Here is a 14,964-nt window from a genome sequence, read left to right as displayed (position 1 = left end):
AAATGCCAGAAGACTCACTCCCGACGCACACGTTGCGTAGCTTCTTCATCACTCAGCCGAACGGCGGGCGGGAGGGGGAGTCACCGGTGCCCGGAATCGACGAGTGTCTACTGGAGGCCATGCGGCTGCCCGGCGCACGCGGCGCAGCGCTGGTCGACTGGACGAGCGGGCTGGCCCTGGGGGCGGTCGGGGAGTTCCCCGGCGGCGACCACGAGGCGGCGGCCGCCGAGGCCGCGGAGGTCGCCCGGCTGACGGCGGAGCAGCGGGCGTTCACACCGGACGGCCACGACGGCCCCTTCGGCCGCGAGGCGCTGGAAGGCGGCGAGGGCGCGAGCGGGGCCGCCCCGGCCACGCCCGCCGACCCGCCGGTCGAGGACCTGATCATCAGCAACCGGGACAGCTACCACGTGCTCCGCTTCGTGCCGACGTCCTTCGACAGCAGCGTGTTCCTGCACGTGTGGCTGGCCCGGTCGGACGGCAACCTCGCACTGGCCCGGATCAGGCTGGGCGAGATGGCCGAACGGCTGGTGCTGGGATGACGGCGGTGCGGACGACCCCGCCCGGCACCACCCCGCCGCCCCGGCTGCCCGTACGGGAGAAGTCGGCGGCGCAGGGGCAGGGCGGCGGACTGTCGCCGATGCTGAACCGTCTCGCCGCCGAACGGGCGACGGGCGTCCTGGAGCGTGAGCGCGGCTCGCTCTACCTCGCCGAGGGGCGGGTGGTGCACGCCGAGAGTCCCCTCGCCCCCGGCCTCGACGTGCTCCTCCTGACCCACGGCACCCTCTCCCCCGCGGTCTGGCAGGACGCCGTCGAGCGGGCCGACGAGGAGTACGACGTCACCCGTCTGCTGCTCGACGCCGGCCGGGTCCCGCGCGGCGCGCTGGAACTGTGCCACCTGGAGGCCGTGTTCGACGCGGCGTACTTCGCGCTCGCCCCCAGCAGCACGCCGGGCCGCTTCCACTACGGCGCCCGGCACCGGCTCGGCGCCCTCAGCCCCGTCCCGGTCGGCGCGCTCGAGCGCGAGACACTGCGCCGGCGCGCGCTGCTGGACCGGCTGTGGCCCGACCCGGCGACCGACGGATCACCGCTGCGCCGGGCCGAGACCGTCGCCTCGCCCGCGCCGACCGCCCGGCAGAGCGCGGTGCTCGCCCTGGCCGACGGGATACGCACCGCGCCGGACATCGCCCGCGAGCTGGGCCGGCAGGCCTTCCACACCCTGGTGGACGCCCGGCGGCTGGCGGCGGCGGGCCTGCTCACCGCCCTCGTCCCGCCGCCCGGGCCGCACCGCCTGCCGACCGGATTCCCGCCCCGCCACGCACTCCCCGCGACCGGGTCCCCCACCGCCGCAGACCCCGCAGCCGCGGCGCACGCACCCGGAGGCCCGGCGGCCGGCGCCCCGGCCGCCGCGGGACTCCCCGCACCCCCCGTCCCCGACGCCCCGCAGGGCATCGCCCTGCCCCGCGTCAACGACCCCGACATCACTCTGCTGAAGAGGCTCAGGGATGCGCTGGAGGCCCTTTGAACGGCAGCGACCACGCGCCGAGAGGAGCGAGCTGATGGCTTCCGCGCCCGAGATACTCGACGAGCTGAGGCGACTGCGGGCGCGGGTGCCCCAGCTGACCGGCGCACTCGCGGCCGGTGTGGACGGACTCGTCCTCGCCCACGACACCCCGGGCGTCGAGCCGGAGGTGGTCGCCGCGCTGACCGCCGCCGCCCTCGGCGTGGCGGTGCGGATGGCGGACACGACCGGCCAGGGTGACTTCCGCGAGCTGCTCGTGCGCGGCCGGTACGGCTACGTCTCGACGTACTCGGCCGGCGAGAACGCCGTGCTGACGCTGCTCGCCCAGGACCGCGTCAACGTCGGCCGGCTGCATCTTGAGGGACGCCGGGCCGGCGCCCGCATCGGGGAGCTGGTCGACGCGCGGGAGGCGACGGCGCGGTCAGCCGCGGCGGCCGCCCCTGTGAAGACCCCGCCCAAGCCGCCCGCGAAGGCGCCGGTGCGGACGCCCGCGAAGCCCACGACCGTACGGACCAGATCGGCGCGCGGCCCAGCCACCACCAACGCGCGCACCACCACGGAAAGTTGAAGGAACCGAGGAGCACAGTCATGGCCAATACCGAGACCTGCCTGAAAGAGGCGCTCGCCTCCATCGAGGGCGCCACCGGAGTCGCGCTCGTCGACTACACCAGCGGCATGGCGCTGGGCACCATGGGCGGCGGCAAGACGTTCGACCTGAACGTCGCCGCCGCCGGCAACACCGACGTGGTGCGCGCCAAGATGCGCACCATGGAGCACCTCGGGCTGAAGGCGCAGATCGAGGACATCCTGATCACCCTGTCCGACCAGTACCACATGATCCGGCTGATCAGCGGCCGCGGCGGGAACGGCCTCTTCCTCTACCTGGTGCTGGACGCCAAACGGGCCAACCTGGCGATGGCCCGCCACCAGTTGAAGAGGATCGAGGAGGACCTCGAGGTCTGACGGACCGACCCGGCCGCGGCGCCCGGCCCTGACGTCAGGGCTGTCGGTCAGGGCCTGACGTCAGCCTGGACGACACGTCTCAGACCAGTGCGGCGGCGCGGCGGCGGGATCCGCCCGGAGCCGCGTCGCCCGCCGCGATGCCGGTGCTGCGGTACGCCTTGACGGTCTTCCCCGCGGGGCGTCCGCCGCGTCGGTCCAGCCAGTCGACGCGCACCCACAGCAGCGCGTCGTCGGCACGCTCACGCCGGCCCAGCCAGGCGGCCTTGAGCCACAGCCCCGCCCCGCAGCCGGCGAGCAGCATGCCGCCGGCCGCGGGCACGGCGAACGCACTGCCCAGCGCGACGAGGAAAGCCGCCGGCAGCCACCGGCGGTGACCGCGCCGCCAGACGCGGACCGTCACCGCCCGGTCCTGGAGCACGTCGTGCTTGCCCGCACGGACCGCGCCACGCCCGAGCTCGGTGAACCGACGGCGACCGCGCACCGCCGTGACCGCCGCGGCCACGAGGAACAACGCGGCCCCGGCCCACACCCCGATCCGCCGTCCGGTCAGGCCGGGCGCCAGAACCCCGACCCCGGCCGCGAACACCCCGCACCACCACAACGGCGCGGCCCCGGCCCGTACGACGACGGCCACCCGAGCCAGCCCCTGCCCTCCGCGCGCCACGTCCGCCTCCTCATCGCTCCGGCTCCCTCTCGTGGCCGTTCAGCGTAGTCAGCGAACGTGAGACGAGTCTGAGAGTCCGCCGAACCGAAAGCCCGGCGACCAGGAGACCGGCGCCGGAAGACCGGCGACCGGGGCGGGCCCCTATTCCACGAAGAGGCCGCGCGTCGCCGCCCGTGCGTCGAACTCCTCCAGCCGGGCCTGTGCGTCGGGCAGGTCGTCGCACATCGCCTCCAGCAGCACCCGTCCCAGCAGCATCGGCGCGCACGCCGTGTCGAAGGCCAGCCCCGTGCCGACGGCGGCCGGCAGCAGCAGGTCGGAGACCTTGGCCACCGGCGCGAACGCGGAGTCGGCGACCGTCACCACGCTCAGCCCGGCCTCCCTGGCGTAGGCGAGGGTGTCGACGACCTCCCGCGGGTGGCGGGGCAGCGCGAAGCAGAGCAGCGCGGACGCCCCGGCCCGGACGGCGGCGTCGATCCGGTCGTGGATCATCGTGCCGCCCTCGTGCAGCAGCCGTACGTCGGGGTGCACCTTGGCGGCGAAGTAGGCGAAGCCGTACGCCTGGGAGGCGGCCGCCCGCAGTCCGAGCACCGGCAGCGGCCGCGAGGCCGCGAGCAGCCGTCCCGCCTGCTGCACGGGGCGCGGATCGGCGAGCAGATCCGCCAGGTGCCGCAGGTTCTCGATCTCGGCCTGGACGGCCTGCTGGTAGGCGTTGTACGAGGCCGAGCCCGGCGCCCGGTCGGCGGGGGCGACCTCGCGCAGGTGCTTGCGCAGGGCGGGATAGCCGTCGAAGCCGAGGGCGACCGCGAAGCGGGTCACGGACGGCTGGCTGACCCCGGCCAGCTCGGCCAGCTCCACGCTGGACAGGAACGGCACGTCGGCGGCGCGCCGCACCATGCTGTGCGCGATGCGCCGCTGGGTGGGGGTCAGCCGGTGACCTTCGAAGAGCGCCTGCAGCCGTGCCGCCGGGCTGTCCGGGAGCGCCGCACCCGGCACGCCCTCACCCGCCCCCCGCCGAGGCTCCTGCCCCGTCCTCGCTCCCGCTCCCGTGTCCGTCTCCGCGCTCATGCCCGCTTCCCCCTTCAGCCGCCCGCAACCGAGCCGTCGACGAGCTTATTCAGCTTCCACGCACTCTGCATGACGTCATACAGCCAGGCAAGACAGACCCGGGCCCCGAAGCCGGTGAGCGCCGCCCTGGCACATGAGCGTGCACGTGATGGCCCGGAGATCGGTTGGGGGGTGGGGCAACGGCAAGATATCTCCAGTCCCGAGCTGACGCCGGGGCCTGTGCGACCCACCCCCCATGGCCGCGAGTCCCTCACGATCTCCGTCCGGCCCATCGAGGCCGTGATCGTAGCCCGAGCCACTGACAACACAGCCGGCCCGAGGATCAGCGGCTACGAACTGCCCGCACGGCGCCCGGCCCTCCGGGCAGGACAGGCCGGTCCGGTCCGGTCAGGTCAGGTCAGGCGGAGCGTTGCAGGCCCCAGGTCTGCAGGGCGTAGGGCCGCCCCTTCTCCTCGCCCTCGATCAGCGGCACGTCGAGCAGCCGGAAGCCCGCCTTCGTGGCCACGGCGACGCTCGCGGCGTTCTCGGCCTCCAGCTCCAGGACCACCTGTGTCACGTCCAGCTGCTCGAAGGCGTACGCGGCCATGAGGCGCACCGCCCGCACGGCCAGTCCCCGGCCGCGGTGCGCCGGGCCGACCGCGTAGCCGATCTCCGCGCCCTCGGGCGACCGGCGCAGCATCACTTCGCCGAGCGGGGCGTGGCCGTCGACGGTGACGGCGAGCAGGACGGTCGTGCCCTCCGTCCTCAGCAGCCGGGCCCGGTCCAGCCGCGCGCGGGCGGCCGCCGCGTCGAAGGGAGAGACGATCGGCGTCCAGTACGCGATGTCGGGGTGGTCGAACAGATCGGGCATCTCCGCCAGGTCGTCCTCGGTCCAGTCGCGCAGGACGAGGCCTTCCCCCACGAGCTCGATCCGGTCGGGAAAGGGCGGGGTGCTGCTCATGGTGAAGGACCTCCCAGGCCTGTTCAGGACGGAGCAGCCTAACCGGGTGCGGTCGCCGGGTTCACCGGGTCAACCGGGTTTCCGCGGCGGCGGCTGTCTCACGCCCCGGGGTCGGGGCCGCCGGGCCCTGTCGTGGCCGCGATGACAGGGCCCCGACCCGGCGGCCCCGACCCCGGAGAGGGGGGCTATCCCCAGTGCGACGGGCGGGCGCTCTCTCTAGCCTGGTGCCCATGACGGGACGGGAGACCACCATGGAAGCGCGGGACACGGACCTGAAGAAGGACCTGGACGCCACCCTGCAGACCCGCAGGGAACTCGGCGAGGAGTACGAGTCCGCGCTGGTGGACTCGTTCCTGGAGAAGGTCGACCAGCGCATCGACGGCGCGGTGGAGCGCCGGGTGCGGAGGCAGTTCGCGGAGCAGCAGATGGCCGCGGCCCGCGACTCCCGCTCGCCGAAGTCGACGGACTCGTGGGGCGAGCGCTTCGGCTTCGGCATCGTCACGCTGGTGCTGGCGGTCCCGCTGTCCGCGATCGGCGTGGGCGTCGAGGGCCTGCCGGGCCTGATCGTCTCCTGGGTGGGCATCGTCGGCGTCAACGTGGTCCAGGCCGCCCGCAGCAATCCCGCTCTCTTCGCCGGCCGGCGCCGCTCCTCGAAGGACGGCGACTGGGAGGAGTGAGCAGCCCCACGAGGCGCGTCCTCAGGCCGAAGGCATGCGGGGACGCCGAGCGCGTGCGGGGGAAGAACGTGAGGCGAAGGCCGTGCGCAGGGACGGCAGCGCGCGGGGAGGACGACGGCCAAGAGCTGTGCGCGGGGACCGCCGCACCCCCGTTGCCGGGGGGCGGGACGACGGCGGTCCCCGCGAGGGACGCGGGCCGGGTCAGGCCGGGTCGCCGCGTCCATGGCGTCTGTGGAAGGTCCGGGAGCCGCTCCGGAGGTCCGTGACGCCGTTTCGGTGTCGACCGGGGAGCCGCTCCCTGCCGACATCCACCAAGATGCCGGACGCGTGTTAACCGGGTGCTGCGTGGACGTGACGCGCGCGTACCACTTCCGCGAAGTCCACCGCTTCGGTGGGAAAACGGAGATTCAGCGCCAGAAGGGGCCGTTCACCGCAGGTTTCCCTGCGGTCGCGGCCCCCGTCACGCAGACGTCACTTTCCGCCCTTGGCCAGGAAGGCCAGCAGGTCCTGGCGGCTGACGACCCCGGTGGGCTTGCCCTCGACGAGGACGATCGCCGCGTCGGCGGTGCCGAGCACGGACATCAGATCGCCGACCGGCTCGCCGGAGCCGACCTGCGGCAGGGGCGCGGACATGTGCTTCTCCAGGGGGTCGCCGAGGGAGGCCCGCTGGGTGAACAGGGCGTCGAGCAGTTCCCGTTCCACGACCGATCCGACGACCTCGGCGGCCATGACGTCGGGGTGGCCCGCGCCCGGCTTCACGATCGGCATCTGCGAGACGCCGTACTCGCGCAGCACCTCGATGGCCTCGCCGACGGTCTCGTCCGGGTGCATGTGGACGAGGGACGGGATGGCGCCGTGCACCTTGTCGTTGAGGACGTCGGCGACGCGGGCGCTCGGGCCCTCGTCCTCGAGGAAGCCGTAGTCGGCCATCCACTCGTCGTTGAAGATCTTGCTGAGGTAGCCGCGGCCGCTGTCGGGCAGGAGCACGACCACGACGTCGTCCGGGCCGAGCCGCTCGGCGACCCGCAGCGCGGCGACCACGGCCATCCCGCAGGAGCCGCCGACCAGCAGGCCCTCCTCCTTCGCGAGCCGCCGGGTCATCTGGAAGGAGTCCTTGTCGGACACCGCGACGATCTCGTCGGCGACGGTCCGGTCGTAGGCGGTCGGCCAGAAGTCCTCACCGACGCCCTCGACGAGGTACGGCCGTCCGGACCCGCCGGAGTACACGGACCCCTCCGGGTCGGCGCCGACGACCTGGACCCGGCCTTCGCTGGCGTCCTTCAGATAGCGGCCGGTGCCCGAGATGGTGCCGCCCGTGCCGACGCCCGCCACGAAGTGGGTGATCCGCCCCTCGGTCTGCTCCCACAGCTCGGGGCCGGTGGAGTGGTAGTGGGAGAGCGGGTTGTTCGCGTTGGAGTACTGGTCCGGCTTCCACGCGCCCGGCGTCTCGCGCACCAGCCGGTCGGAGACGTTGTAGTAGGAGTCCGGGTGCTCGGGATCCACGGCGGTCGGGCAGACGACGACCTCGGCCCCGTAGGCCCGCAGCACGTTGATCTTGTCGGTGGACACCTTGTCGGGGCACACGAAGATGCAGTGGTACCCCTTCTGCTGGGCCACGATGGCGAGCCCGACGCCGGTGTTGCCGCTGGTCGGCTCGACGATCGTGCCGCCGGGCTTCAGCTCCCCGCTCTTCTCGGCGGCCTCGATCATGCGCAGGGCGATGCGGTCCTTCACGGAGCCGCCCGGGTTGAAGTACTCCACCTTGGCCAGGACGGTGGCCTGGATGCCCTTGGTCACGCTGTTGAGCTTCACCAGCGGGGTGTTGCCGACGAGGCTGATCATCGAGTCGTGGAATTGCACCGTTGTCTCCGGTTGCTTGCAAAAACTGTGGTCGTAGTGGTTACGCCAGAGTACGGGTCGAGCTCTGACCGAAGCGGCATAGTTCACTCCTGGTCGAGATTGGGCGACCGTCCGTACGGGGCAAGGAGTGGGTGTACGGACACGAGGAGGTGGCGTCGAGGCATGACGAGCATGTCGAGGGCGAGAGTGGCCCGGCGCATCGCGGCCGGCGCGGCCTACGGCGGCGGCGGACTCGGGCTGGCCGGCGCGGCGGCGGCGGGCCTGGTGCTGGCCGAGATGCACCTGGCGCGGCGTCAGGTGAACAACGGGGCGCATCCGCACGTCCCGCAGGCGGACGGCCGTTACGGCGTCGCCTATGACGCCCCCGGGCCCGGCAGGGAGCCCCTGCGGCTGACGATGCTGGGCGACTCCACGGCGGCGGGCCAGGGCGTGCACCGCTCCGGTCAGACGCCGGGCGCCCTGCTGGCCTCCGGGCTGGCGGCGGTCGCCGAGCGTCCCGTGGAGCTGCGCAACGTGGCGCTGCCGGGGGCCCAGTCCGACGACCTGGACCGGCAGGTCGCGCTGGTCCTGTCGGACGCCGACGGGGCGCCCGACGTCTGCGTGATCATGATCGGCGCGAACGACGTCACCCACCGGATGCCTCCGACGCGCTCGGTGCGGCATCTGGCCGCGGCGGTGCGGCGGCTGCGCACGGCCGGCGCGGAGGTCGTCGTCGGCACCTGCCCCGACCTGGGCACGATCGAGCCGGTCCAGCAGCCCCTGCGGTGGCTGGCCCGCCGGGCCTCCCGCCAGCTGGCGGCGGCCCAGACGATCGGCACGGTCGAACAGGGCGGCCGCACGGTGTCGCTGGGCGACCTGCTCGGCCCCGAGTTCGAGGCGAACCCGCGCGAGCTGTTCGGACCCGACCACTACCACCCGTCGGCGGAGGGGTACGCGACGGCGGCGATGGCGGTCCTTCCCACGGTCTGCGCGGCCCTCGGCCTCTGGCCGGCCGACGAGGAGCGCCCGGACGCCTCCCGTCACGAGGGGTTCCTGCCGGTCGCCCGGGCGGCGGCGGAAGCGGCCTCGGAGCCCGGCACTGAGGTGACGGCCGCGATGCCGACGGGCCCCCGGGGCCCCTGGGCCCTCCTCAAGCGCCGTCGCCGTCGGCGGGTGTCGGAATCGGAGCCGTCCTCCCCGACGAGCGCCTGACCGCACGGTTCCCGCGCGCACGATTCCCGCCCTGCCGCCAGAGGCAAAAGCAAGCGCTTAGTAAATTGCGGCCAGGGTCACACCGCCGTCCTCGTGACCCAGCCCATACGTACGGGTAACTTCCCAGGAAGCCGTCCCCGTAAGAACCTCGCCAATGGAGCCGTGATGCCCGAAGCCGTCATCGTCTCGACCGCCCGCTCGCCCATCGGCCGCGCTTTCAAGGGCTCCCTGAAGGACCTGCGCCCGGACGACCTCACCGCCACGATCATCCAGGCGGCCCTCGCCAAGGTCCCCGAGCTGGACCCGCGGGACATCGACGACCTGATGCTCGGCTGCGGTCTGCCCGGCGGCGAGCAGGGCAACAACCTCGGCCGGATCGTGGCCGTGCAGATGGGGATGGACCACCTCCCCGGCTGCACGATCACCCGCTACTGCTCCTCCTCCCTGCAGACGAGCCGGATGGCGCTGCACGCCATCAAGGCCGGCGAGGGCGACGTCTTCATCTCGGCGGGCGTCGAGATGGTCTCCCGGTTCGCCAAGGGCAACTCCGACAGCCTTCCGGACACCCGCAACCCGTTCTTCGCCGAGGCCGAGGCCCGCACCGCGGCCGTCGCGGCCCAGGAGGGCACCACCTGGCACGACCCGCGCGAGGACGGCCTCGTCCCGGACGCCTACATCGCCATGGGGCAGACCGCCGAGAACCTCGCCCGCGTGAAGGGCGTGACCCGCCAGGACATGGACGAGTTCGGCGTCCGCTCGCAGAACCTCGCCGAGGAAGCCCTGAAGAACGGCTTCTGGGAGCGCGAGATCACCCCGGTGACGCTGCCCGACGGCTCGGTCGTCTCCAAGGACGACGGTCCGCGCGCCGGCGTCACCCTCGAGGGCGTCCAGGGCCTGAAGCCGGTGTTCCGCCCCGACGGCATGGTCACCGCCGGCAACTGCTGCCCGCTCAACGACGGCGCCGCCGCGGTCGTGATCATGAGCGACACCAAGGCCCGCGAGCTCGGGCTCACCCCGCTCGCCCGCATCGTCTCCACCGGCGTCTCGGGCCTGTCCCCCGAGATCATGGGCCTCGGCCCGGTCGACGCGAGCAACCAGGCCCTGCGCCGGGCCGGCCTCACCATCGACGACATCGACCTGGTCGAGATCAACGAGGCGTTCGCCGCCCAGGTGATCCCGTCCTACCGCGACCTGGGCATCGACCTCGACAAGCTGAACGTCAACGGCGGCGCCATCGCCGTCGGCCACCCCTTCGGCATGACGGGCGCCCGCATCACCGGCACGCTGATCAACTCCCTGCAGTTCCACGACAAGCAGTTCGGTCTGGAGACCATGTGCGTCGGCGGCGGCCAGGGCATGGCGATGGTCGTCGAGCGCCTCAGCTGAGCGCCCCTGAGTGACCGCTACAGCACCTGCTGTGACGAAATGGCCCGGAGTCCGGAAAGCACCCGGACTCCGGGCCATTCTGTGATCCAATCTCCCCCAGGATGTGACCTATCTCCCTCCCCGGAGGGGTTCACCCAGCTCAGCGCCTTTCGGCAGTAAACCGGAGGACCAAAGTCCTGCCCGTTTCGTGACGTTACGCACTGACAGCTGGATAGTCCGCCCTTCAAGCTGATGTAGGAAGTCGGGGGTCGACTTGAAACCGGGAGTACGTCAGTGAGCGCCATGCCGATCGCCTTGCTGGTCACCACGGCCGCCACGGGCGCCGTGGGCGTCGCCGTCCTGCGCACCCTCATGCAGTTGCGCCGACAGGTCGCCGCCCTGCACCTCCAGCTCGCCAGAAACGCCGAGGACGCCGCGGCGGACCTTCGCGGCTTCGTCCCGGCTGCCCGCACCACCGCCGACGCGGCCGAGATACGCGCCGCGGTCGCCGAGGCGCTCGCCGAGGAGCGGGAGCGGGAGCTCGCCGAGGCGCGCGCGTTCTGGGCCGCCCAGGAGGCGCGTGACGCCTCCGACGCCCCGTCGCTGCTGGGCCTGCCGGACAGCGAGCTGTTCCTGCCCCGTCAGGCCGACCTGCTGGGCCTGGAGCCCGTCGCCGAGTCGGCCGCGGACGCCGACGAGTTCGCCGGGGAACTGGCCGGAGAACTCGCCGGGGAGTCCCCCGAACTGGCCGCGGCCCGCCGCCGGCACCCGTCCCACCCCGACTTCGTGCCGGTGCAGTCACCGGTCGTGAACGACCACGAGCGCACGGTCGCCGCCCTCGAGGAGCTGGCCTCGTCGCAGATCGAGCTCACCGACGTCCGGCCGGGCCCGCTCGGCACGCTCGACGTCTACGTCTTCGCCGACGGCACCACGCTCTGCATGACCCCGGGCCACCGTGAGACGGCCGAACGGCTCTCCGCGGCGCTGACCGCCGGCCAGACGCCGTTCCTGCTGGGCGGGTCGGGCATCTCGGGCGCCTACACCCTGACGTTCCAGTGCGGCGGCGACAACGTCTACATCCTGGCGGACCGCGTCATAGCGAGCCTCTGAGCGTCCTCTGCCGTGACCGGCACGATCGGCTCCCCCGGCGTCACACGCCCGCCCGCTTCTGCGCCTGCGCCACCAACTCCACAGCCTCGTCGACCTGGCCCTCGTCCGTGAGCACGAGGGCCAGGTCGTGCACGGCGACGGTGATCTGGTCGGCGGCGGCGAACATGCCGGCGTCGGGCATCTCCCGCAGCGGCGTCCCGGGCTCCTCGATGAGCTGGGTCCGCCGGGCCAGCTCCCTGGCCAGGGCCAGCGCCTCGGCGGCCGCGCCTCGCTGCAGTCGGCTCTGCGGGGCGGCGCGAAGACGATCGGCGAAGTGATCCACCGCACGGGTCAGGGACGTCGTATCAGCCACGCCGCGAGACTACGCGTCGCAGCGGGACTGTTGCCAACGGGCGAACAGTCAGGCACGGTGACCTGAGGACCGGCTTACATCCCCTTTGCTACCGGAGGCGCCGATGTCCCATGTCCTCTCCGAGGAGACCCACCGCAACATTCTCGCCCGCATCCCCCATTGCACCGGTCGTGAAGTCGCCGACTGGCTGCGCACCGTCGACGAAGGCCCCGCTCTCCGCTTCGAGGAGAAGGTCAGCTGGCTGCGCGCCGAGCACAACCTCGCGTACGGCCACGCCAAGGCGATCATCCACGAGTACGACCTGAGGAGGGCCGCGCGCAAACTGCTCTAGCGCGCACGCGACACGCGACACGGAGAAGGGCCCCGGGATCTCGATCCCGGGGCCCTTCTCGCCGTGGTGCGCCGGCGCTCACGCGCCGTCGGCCGGCTCTTCGCTCAGTCGCTGTTGAGGATGGACAGGAGTCGCAGGAACTCCATGTAGATCCACACCAGCGTCATCGTGAGGCCGAAGGCGGCCAGCCAGGCCTCCTCGCGCGGGGCGCCGTAGGCCACGCCGTCCTCGACCTGCTTGAAGTCCAGGGCGAGGAAGCAGGCGCCGAGAATGATGCCGATGATGCCGAACACGATGCCCAGGCCGCCGCTGCGGAAGCCGAGGCCGTCACCGCCGCCGAAGACCGCGAACAGCAGGTTCACCATCATCAGCAGGACGAAACCGATCGCGGCGGCCATCACGAAGCCGTAGAAGCGACGGTTGACGCGGATCCAGCCGGCCTTGTAGGCCACGAGCACGCCGGCGAAGACCGCCATGGTGCCGAGCACCGCCTGGGCGACGACGCCGTCCGCGATGTAGGTGGAGACCGCGCTGGAGATCACGCCGAGGAAGACGCCCTCGAACGCGGCGTACGACAGGATCAGCGCGGGCGACGGACGCCGCTTGAACGACTGGACCAGCGCGAGCACCATCGCGACCAGACCGGCGCCGATGGCGATGCCGTACGACTTGCCGATGTTGGCGTCGTCGACGGGCAGCAGCAGCCACGACAGGATCGCCGTGACGACCACGGTGCCGAGCGTGGTCGCGGTACGCGCGACGACGTCGTCCATCGTCATGCGGCCGGTGGCGGCCGGGGCCTGCGGCGGGGCGCCCTGCAGCCCCTGCTGGGCGTACGGGTTCTGCGCGTACGGGTTGCCGGCCGGCTGGGCGTACGGGTTGCCCTGCTGCGTGCCGACTGCGGGTCCCCCGGCCTGCGGCGCGGCGTTGAAGCCCGCGTAGCCGTTGTCGCGGCTGAACCCCCGTCGCGAGAAGACCGGGTTTCTGCTCCTCATTGCACTCCTCCATGGCCGCACTGCGCGGCCTTGAGCTCAAGGGTAATGGGTAGGCAAAGGATTGACCCTAGTGCTTGGGGAGGATCTTTCCCTCTTGTTGCTGCGCAACACGCTACGTCCCGTCGTGATTCCCGGCACGGAAGGTCCCCGATCATGACCAAGCCGCGACATGCCCGGTATCGCACGGAGACCGGACGGGCCGCGGTGTTCGGTCATTCGAACGAGAAGCCGGTGTACCCCTCGGCGAGATCGGTCTCGGCGGCCCGGGAGGAGGCGATCCGCTCGAGACGGGCGAGCTGGAGGCGGCCCTCGAAGGGGTCCGCGTCCGGGGCCGGGTGGAGCAGGGTCGTCATGTCGTAGGAGAACCGCTCGGCCTGCCACACGCGCCGCAGACAGGTCGCGGAGTAGGCGTCCAGCAACGCGCTCGACCCCGTCTCCCGCAGGCTCGTCAGCGCCCGGGCGAAGGTGACCACGTCCCCGACGGCCAGGTTGAGGCCCTTCGCCCCGGTGGGCGGCACGATGTGGGCCGCGTCGCCGGCGAGGAAGAGCCGGCCGTGCCGCATGGGCTCGTGGACGTAGGAGCGCATCGGGGTGACCGACTTCTGGGTGATCGGGCCGCGCTCCAGCCGCCAGCCGTCGTCGGTGGCGAACCGCCGCTCCAGCTCGTCCCAGATCTCCTCGTCGCTCCACGACTCGGCGTCCGTGCCCTCGGGCACCTGGAGATAGAGCCGCGAGACGGTCGGGGAGCGCATGGACAGCAGCGCGAACCCGCGGTCGTGGCGGGCGTAGACCAGCTCGTCGTGGGAGGGCGGCACGTCGGCGAGGACGCCGAGCCAGCCGAACGGGTAGGACCGTTCGAAGGTGCGGCTCAGTTCGGCGGGGACGGCCTTGCGGGCGACGCCCCAGAAGCCGTCGCAGCCGACGACGTAGTCGCACTCCAGGACGTCCTCGACGCCCTGGTGGCGGAAGCGGACGCGGGGGCGGTCGGTGTCGGCGTCCTCCACGGCCAGGGCCTCCGCCTCGAACAGCAGCGGGCCGCCCTCCTTGAGCTGGAGGGCGATGAGGTCCTTGCACACCTCGGTCTGGGCGTAGACGGTCACCGACCGGCCGCCGGTGAGCGCGGGGAAGTCGACGCGGTGACGGCGGCGGTCGAACCGCAGCTCTATGCCGTCGTGTTGCAGGCCCTCCCGGTCCATGCGCTCCCCGGCGCCAGCCGCGCGCAGCACGTCCACCGTGCCCTGTTCCAGGATCCCGGCGCGCTGGCGCTGCTCGACGTAGGCGCGGTCGCGGCTCTCCAGCACGACCGAGTCGACGCCGGCGTTGTGCAGCAGACGGGCGAGGAGGAGGCCGGCGGGGCCGGCGCCGACGATGCCGACGGTCGTGCGCATCGGGCGTTTCCCTTCGAGGACGGGACGGGGGCTGGCGCCGGGCCGCGGCACCCCGGGTGGGCCCGCGACGGCCGACGCTTGTTGTTCGCACAGTGAAAATTTCTTCACCCAACGATCCTGGTCCGAGTCTGCGCTCCCGCGTTCCGGGTGTCAACGGTCGGAGCGCCCGGCCCGCTCGCGGCGGACGGGACGCGGACGCGGGCGTGCGGGCCGGGCGCCCGGGGGAGGGAAAGAGGGAGCCGGACGTGCATCAGGGGCCGGCCGGCGGTGGCCGGCGACCCCCTTCGCAACTCGTCGTCTCCAAGCGTCACACAGGGTGACCACGGAAGTGCCCAGAGCCGGACTTGAACCGGCACGCCCACGTAGGGGCAGCGAGGTTTAAGCTCGCCGTGTCTGCATTCCACCATCTGGGCAGGCCCAAGGCTCCGCTGGAGCTTCCGACCCTATCGGGATCCGTCCCCCGAACAGCGGACGAGCAGACCTCATGTTGTCTTATTTTATTGATGTCTGAGGGTGCATCAGTACACGGCGCCGGCCATCAGCA

16 protein-coding genes and 1 tRNA gene are annotated in these 14,964 nt (G+C 72.4%); 9 read left to right on the top strand and 8 right to left on the bottom strand.

The annotated features are described in order from the left end of the window. Positions 1 to 86 precede the first annotated feature (86 nt). From ABT300_RS10135 to ABT300_RS10120, 4 genes are read left to right on the top strand one after another with little or no spacing between them, the layout of a single operon-like run. Positions 87 to 539, top strand: coding sequence for a hypothetical protein (locus tag ABT300_RS10135; protein WP_351673812.1), 453 nt, complete (start codon positions 87 to 89; stop codon positions 537 to 539). Next, positions 536 to 1,522, top strand: coding sequence for a transcriptional regulator (locus ABT300_RS10130; protein WP_351673811.1), 987 nt, complete (start codon positions 536 to 538; stop codon positions 1,520 to 1,522). Before ABT300_RS10135 ends, ABT300_RS10130 begins: the two co-directional genes overlap by 4 nt. 34 nt (positions 1,523 to 1,556) lie before the next feature. Then, a complete protein-coding gene (locus tag ABT300_RS10125; protein ID WP_351673810.1) occupies positions 1,557 to 2,087 on the top strand; it encodes a roadblock/LC7 domain-containing protein in 531 nt (176 codons plus the stop codon). 20 nt (positions 2,088 to 2,107) lie between these two features. After that, a complete protein-coding gene (locus tag ABT300_RS10120) occupies positions 2,108 to 2,482 on the top strand; it encodes a roadblock/LC7 domain-containing protein (RefSeq protein ID WP_057578582.1) in 375 nt (124 codons plus the stop codon). A 79-nt stretch (positions 2,483 to 2,561) separates the two neighbouring features. Here ABT300_RS10120 and ABT300_RS10115 read toward each other — a convergent pair whose 3' ends face one another. The 3 genes from ABT300_RS10115 to ABT300_RS10105 all read right to left on the bottom strand — a co-directional run bounded on the left by ABT300_RS10115 (position 2,562) and on the right by ABT300_RS10105 (position 5,151). After that, the gene (locus tag ABT300_RS10115; RefSeq protein WP_351673809.1) at positions 2,562 to 3,146 is read right to left on the bottom strand and encodes a hypothetical protein; all 585 of its coding nucleotides are present in this window, start codon (positions 3,144 to 3,146) and stop codon (positions 2,562 to 2,564) included. A gap of 141 nt (positions 3,147 to 3,287) precedes the next feature. Next, on the bottom strand, positions 3,288 to 4,211 hold the full coding sequence (locus ABT300_RS10110; RefSeq protein WP_502977907.1) for a MurR/RpiR family transcriptional regulator: 924 nt from the start codon (positions 4,209 to 4,211) through the stop codon (positions 3,288 to 3,290). A 397-nt stretch (positions 4,212 to 4,608) separates the two neighbouring features. After that, a complete protein-coding gene (locus ABT300_RS10105) occupies positions 4,609 to 5,151 on the bottom strand; it encodes a GNAT family N-acetyltransferase (RefSeq protein WP_351673808.1) in 543 nt (180 codons plus the stop codon). A gap of 251 nt (positions 5,152 to 5,402) precedes the next feature. Here ABT300_RS10105 and ABT300_RS10100 point away from each other — a divergent pair, with 251 nt between their 5' ends. Further along, positions 5,403 to 5,828 (top strand): hypothetical protein, encoded by a 426-nt coding sequence (locus ABT300_RS10100; RefSeq protein WP_351673823.1) that lies wholly within the window; start codon positions 5,403 to 5,405, stop codon positions 5,826 to 5,828. 471 nt (positions 5,829 to 6,299) lie between these two features. On the opposite strand, the gene ABT300_RS10095 is transcribed toward ABT300_RS10100, so the two are convergent. After that, the gene (locus tag ABT300_RS10095) at positions 6,300 to 7,688 is read right to left on the bottom strand and encodes a cystathionine beta-synthase (protein ID WP_351673807.1); all 1,389 of its coding nucleotides are present in this window, start codon (positions 7,686 to 7,688) and stop codon (positions 6,300 to 6,302) included. Between the two features lie 162 nt (positions 7,689 to 7,850). Here ABT300_RS10095 and ABT300_RS10090 point away from each other — a divergent pair, with 162 nt between their 5' ends. The 3 genes from ABT300_RS10090 to ABT300_RS10080 all read left to right on the top strand — a co-directional run bounded on the left by ABT300_RS10090 (position 7,851) and on the right by ABT300_RS10080 (position 11,354). After that, positions 7,851 to 8,879: an SGNH/GDSL hydrolase family protein gene (locus ABT300_RS10090; RefSeq protein ID WP_351673806.1), complete on the top strand. Its 1,029-nt coding sequence runs from the start codon at positions 7,851 to 7,853 to the stop codon at positions 8,877 to 8,879. Between the two features lie 165 nt (positions 8,880 to 9,044). Beyond that, positions 9,045 to 10,265 (top strand): acetyl-CoA C-acetyltransferase, encoded by a 1,221-nt coding sequence (locus ABT300_RS10085; RefSeq protein WP_351673805.1) that lies wholly within the window; start codon positions 9,045 to 9,047, stop codon positions 10,263 to 10,265. Between the two features lie 273 nt (positions 10,266 to 10,538). Then, entirely contained in the window at positions 10,539 to 11,354 is an 816-nt protein-coding gene (locus ABT300_RS10080) for a hypothetical protein (protein ID WP_351673804.1), read from the top strand. A gap of 40 nt (positions 11,355 to 11,394) precedes the next feature. On the opposite strand, the gene ABT300_RS10075 is transcribed toward ABT300_RS10080, so the two are convergent. Next, positions 11,395 to 11,706, bottom strand: coding sequence for a hypothetical protein (locus ABT300_RS10075; protein WP_319190738.1), 312 nt, complete (start codon positions 11,704 to 11,706; stop codon positions 11,395 to 11,397). A 103-nt stretch (positions 11,707 to 11,809) separates the two neighbouring features. Between ABT300_RS10075 and ABT300_RS10070 the strand changes: the two genes are divergently transcribed. Continuing rightward, entirely contained in the window at positions 11,810 to 12,037 is a 228-nt protein-coding gene (locus ABT300_RS10070; protein WP_020128488.1) for a DUF4287 domain-containing protein, read from the top strand. 104 nt (positions 12,038 to 12,141) lie between these two features. Here ABT300_RS10070 and ABT300_RS10065 read toward each other — a convergent pair whose 3' ends face one another. The 3 genes from ABT300_RS10065 to ABT300_RS10055 all read right to left on the bottom strand — a co-directional run bounded on the left by ABT300_RS10065 (position 12,142) and on the right by ABT300_RS10055 (position 14,833). Next, positions 12,142 to 13,032, bottom strand: coding sequence for a Bax inhibitor-1/YccA family protein (locus ABT300_RS10065; protein WP_351673803.1), 891 nt, complete (start codon positions 13,030 to 13,032; stop codon positions 12,142 to 12,144). Positions 13,033 to 13,244: 212 nt separating this feature from the next. Further along, positions 13,245 to 14,420, bottom strand: a complete 1,176-nt coding sequence (locus tag ABT300_RS10060; RefSeq protein WP_351673802.1) for a 4-hydroxybenzoate 3-monooxygenase — start codon at positions 14,418 to 14,420, stop codon at positions 13,245 to 13,247. Between the two features lie 329 nt (positions 14,421 to 14,749). Beyond that, positions 14,750 to 14,833 (bottom strand) — tRNA-Leu (locus ABT300_RS10055). Between the last annotated feature and the right edge of the window lie 131 nt (positions 14,834 to 14,964).

This window comes from Streptomyces sp. NPDC001027 (assembly GCF_040299045.1).
In the GTDB taxonomy this organism is placed as follows: domain Bacteria; phylum Actinomycetota; class Actinomycetes; order Streptomycetales; family Streptomycetaceae; genus Streptomyces.
This window is presented reverse-complemented; position numbering and strand designations above follow the sequence as displayed.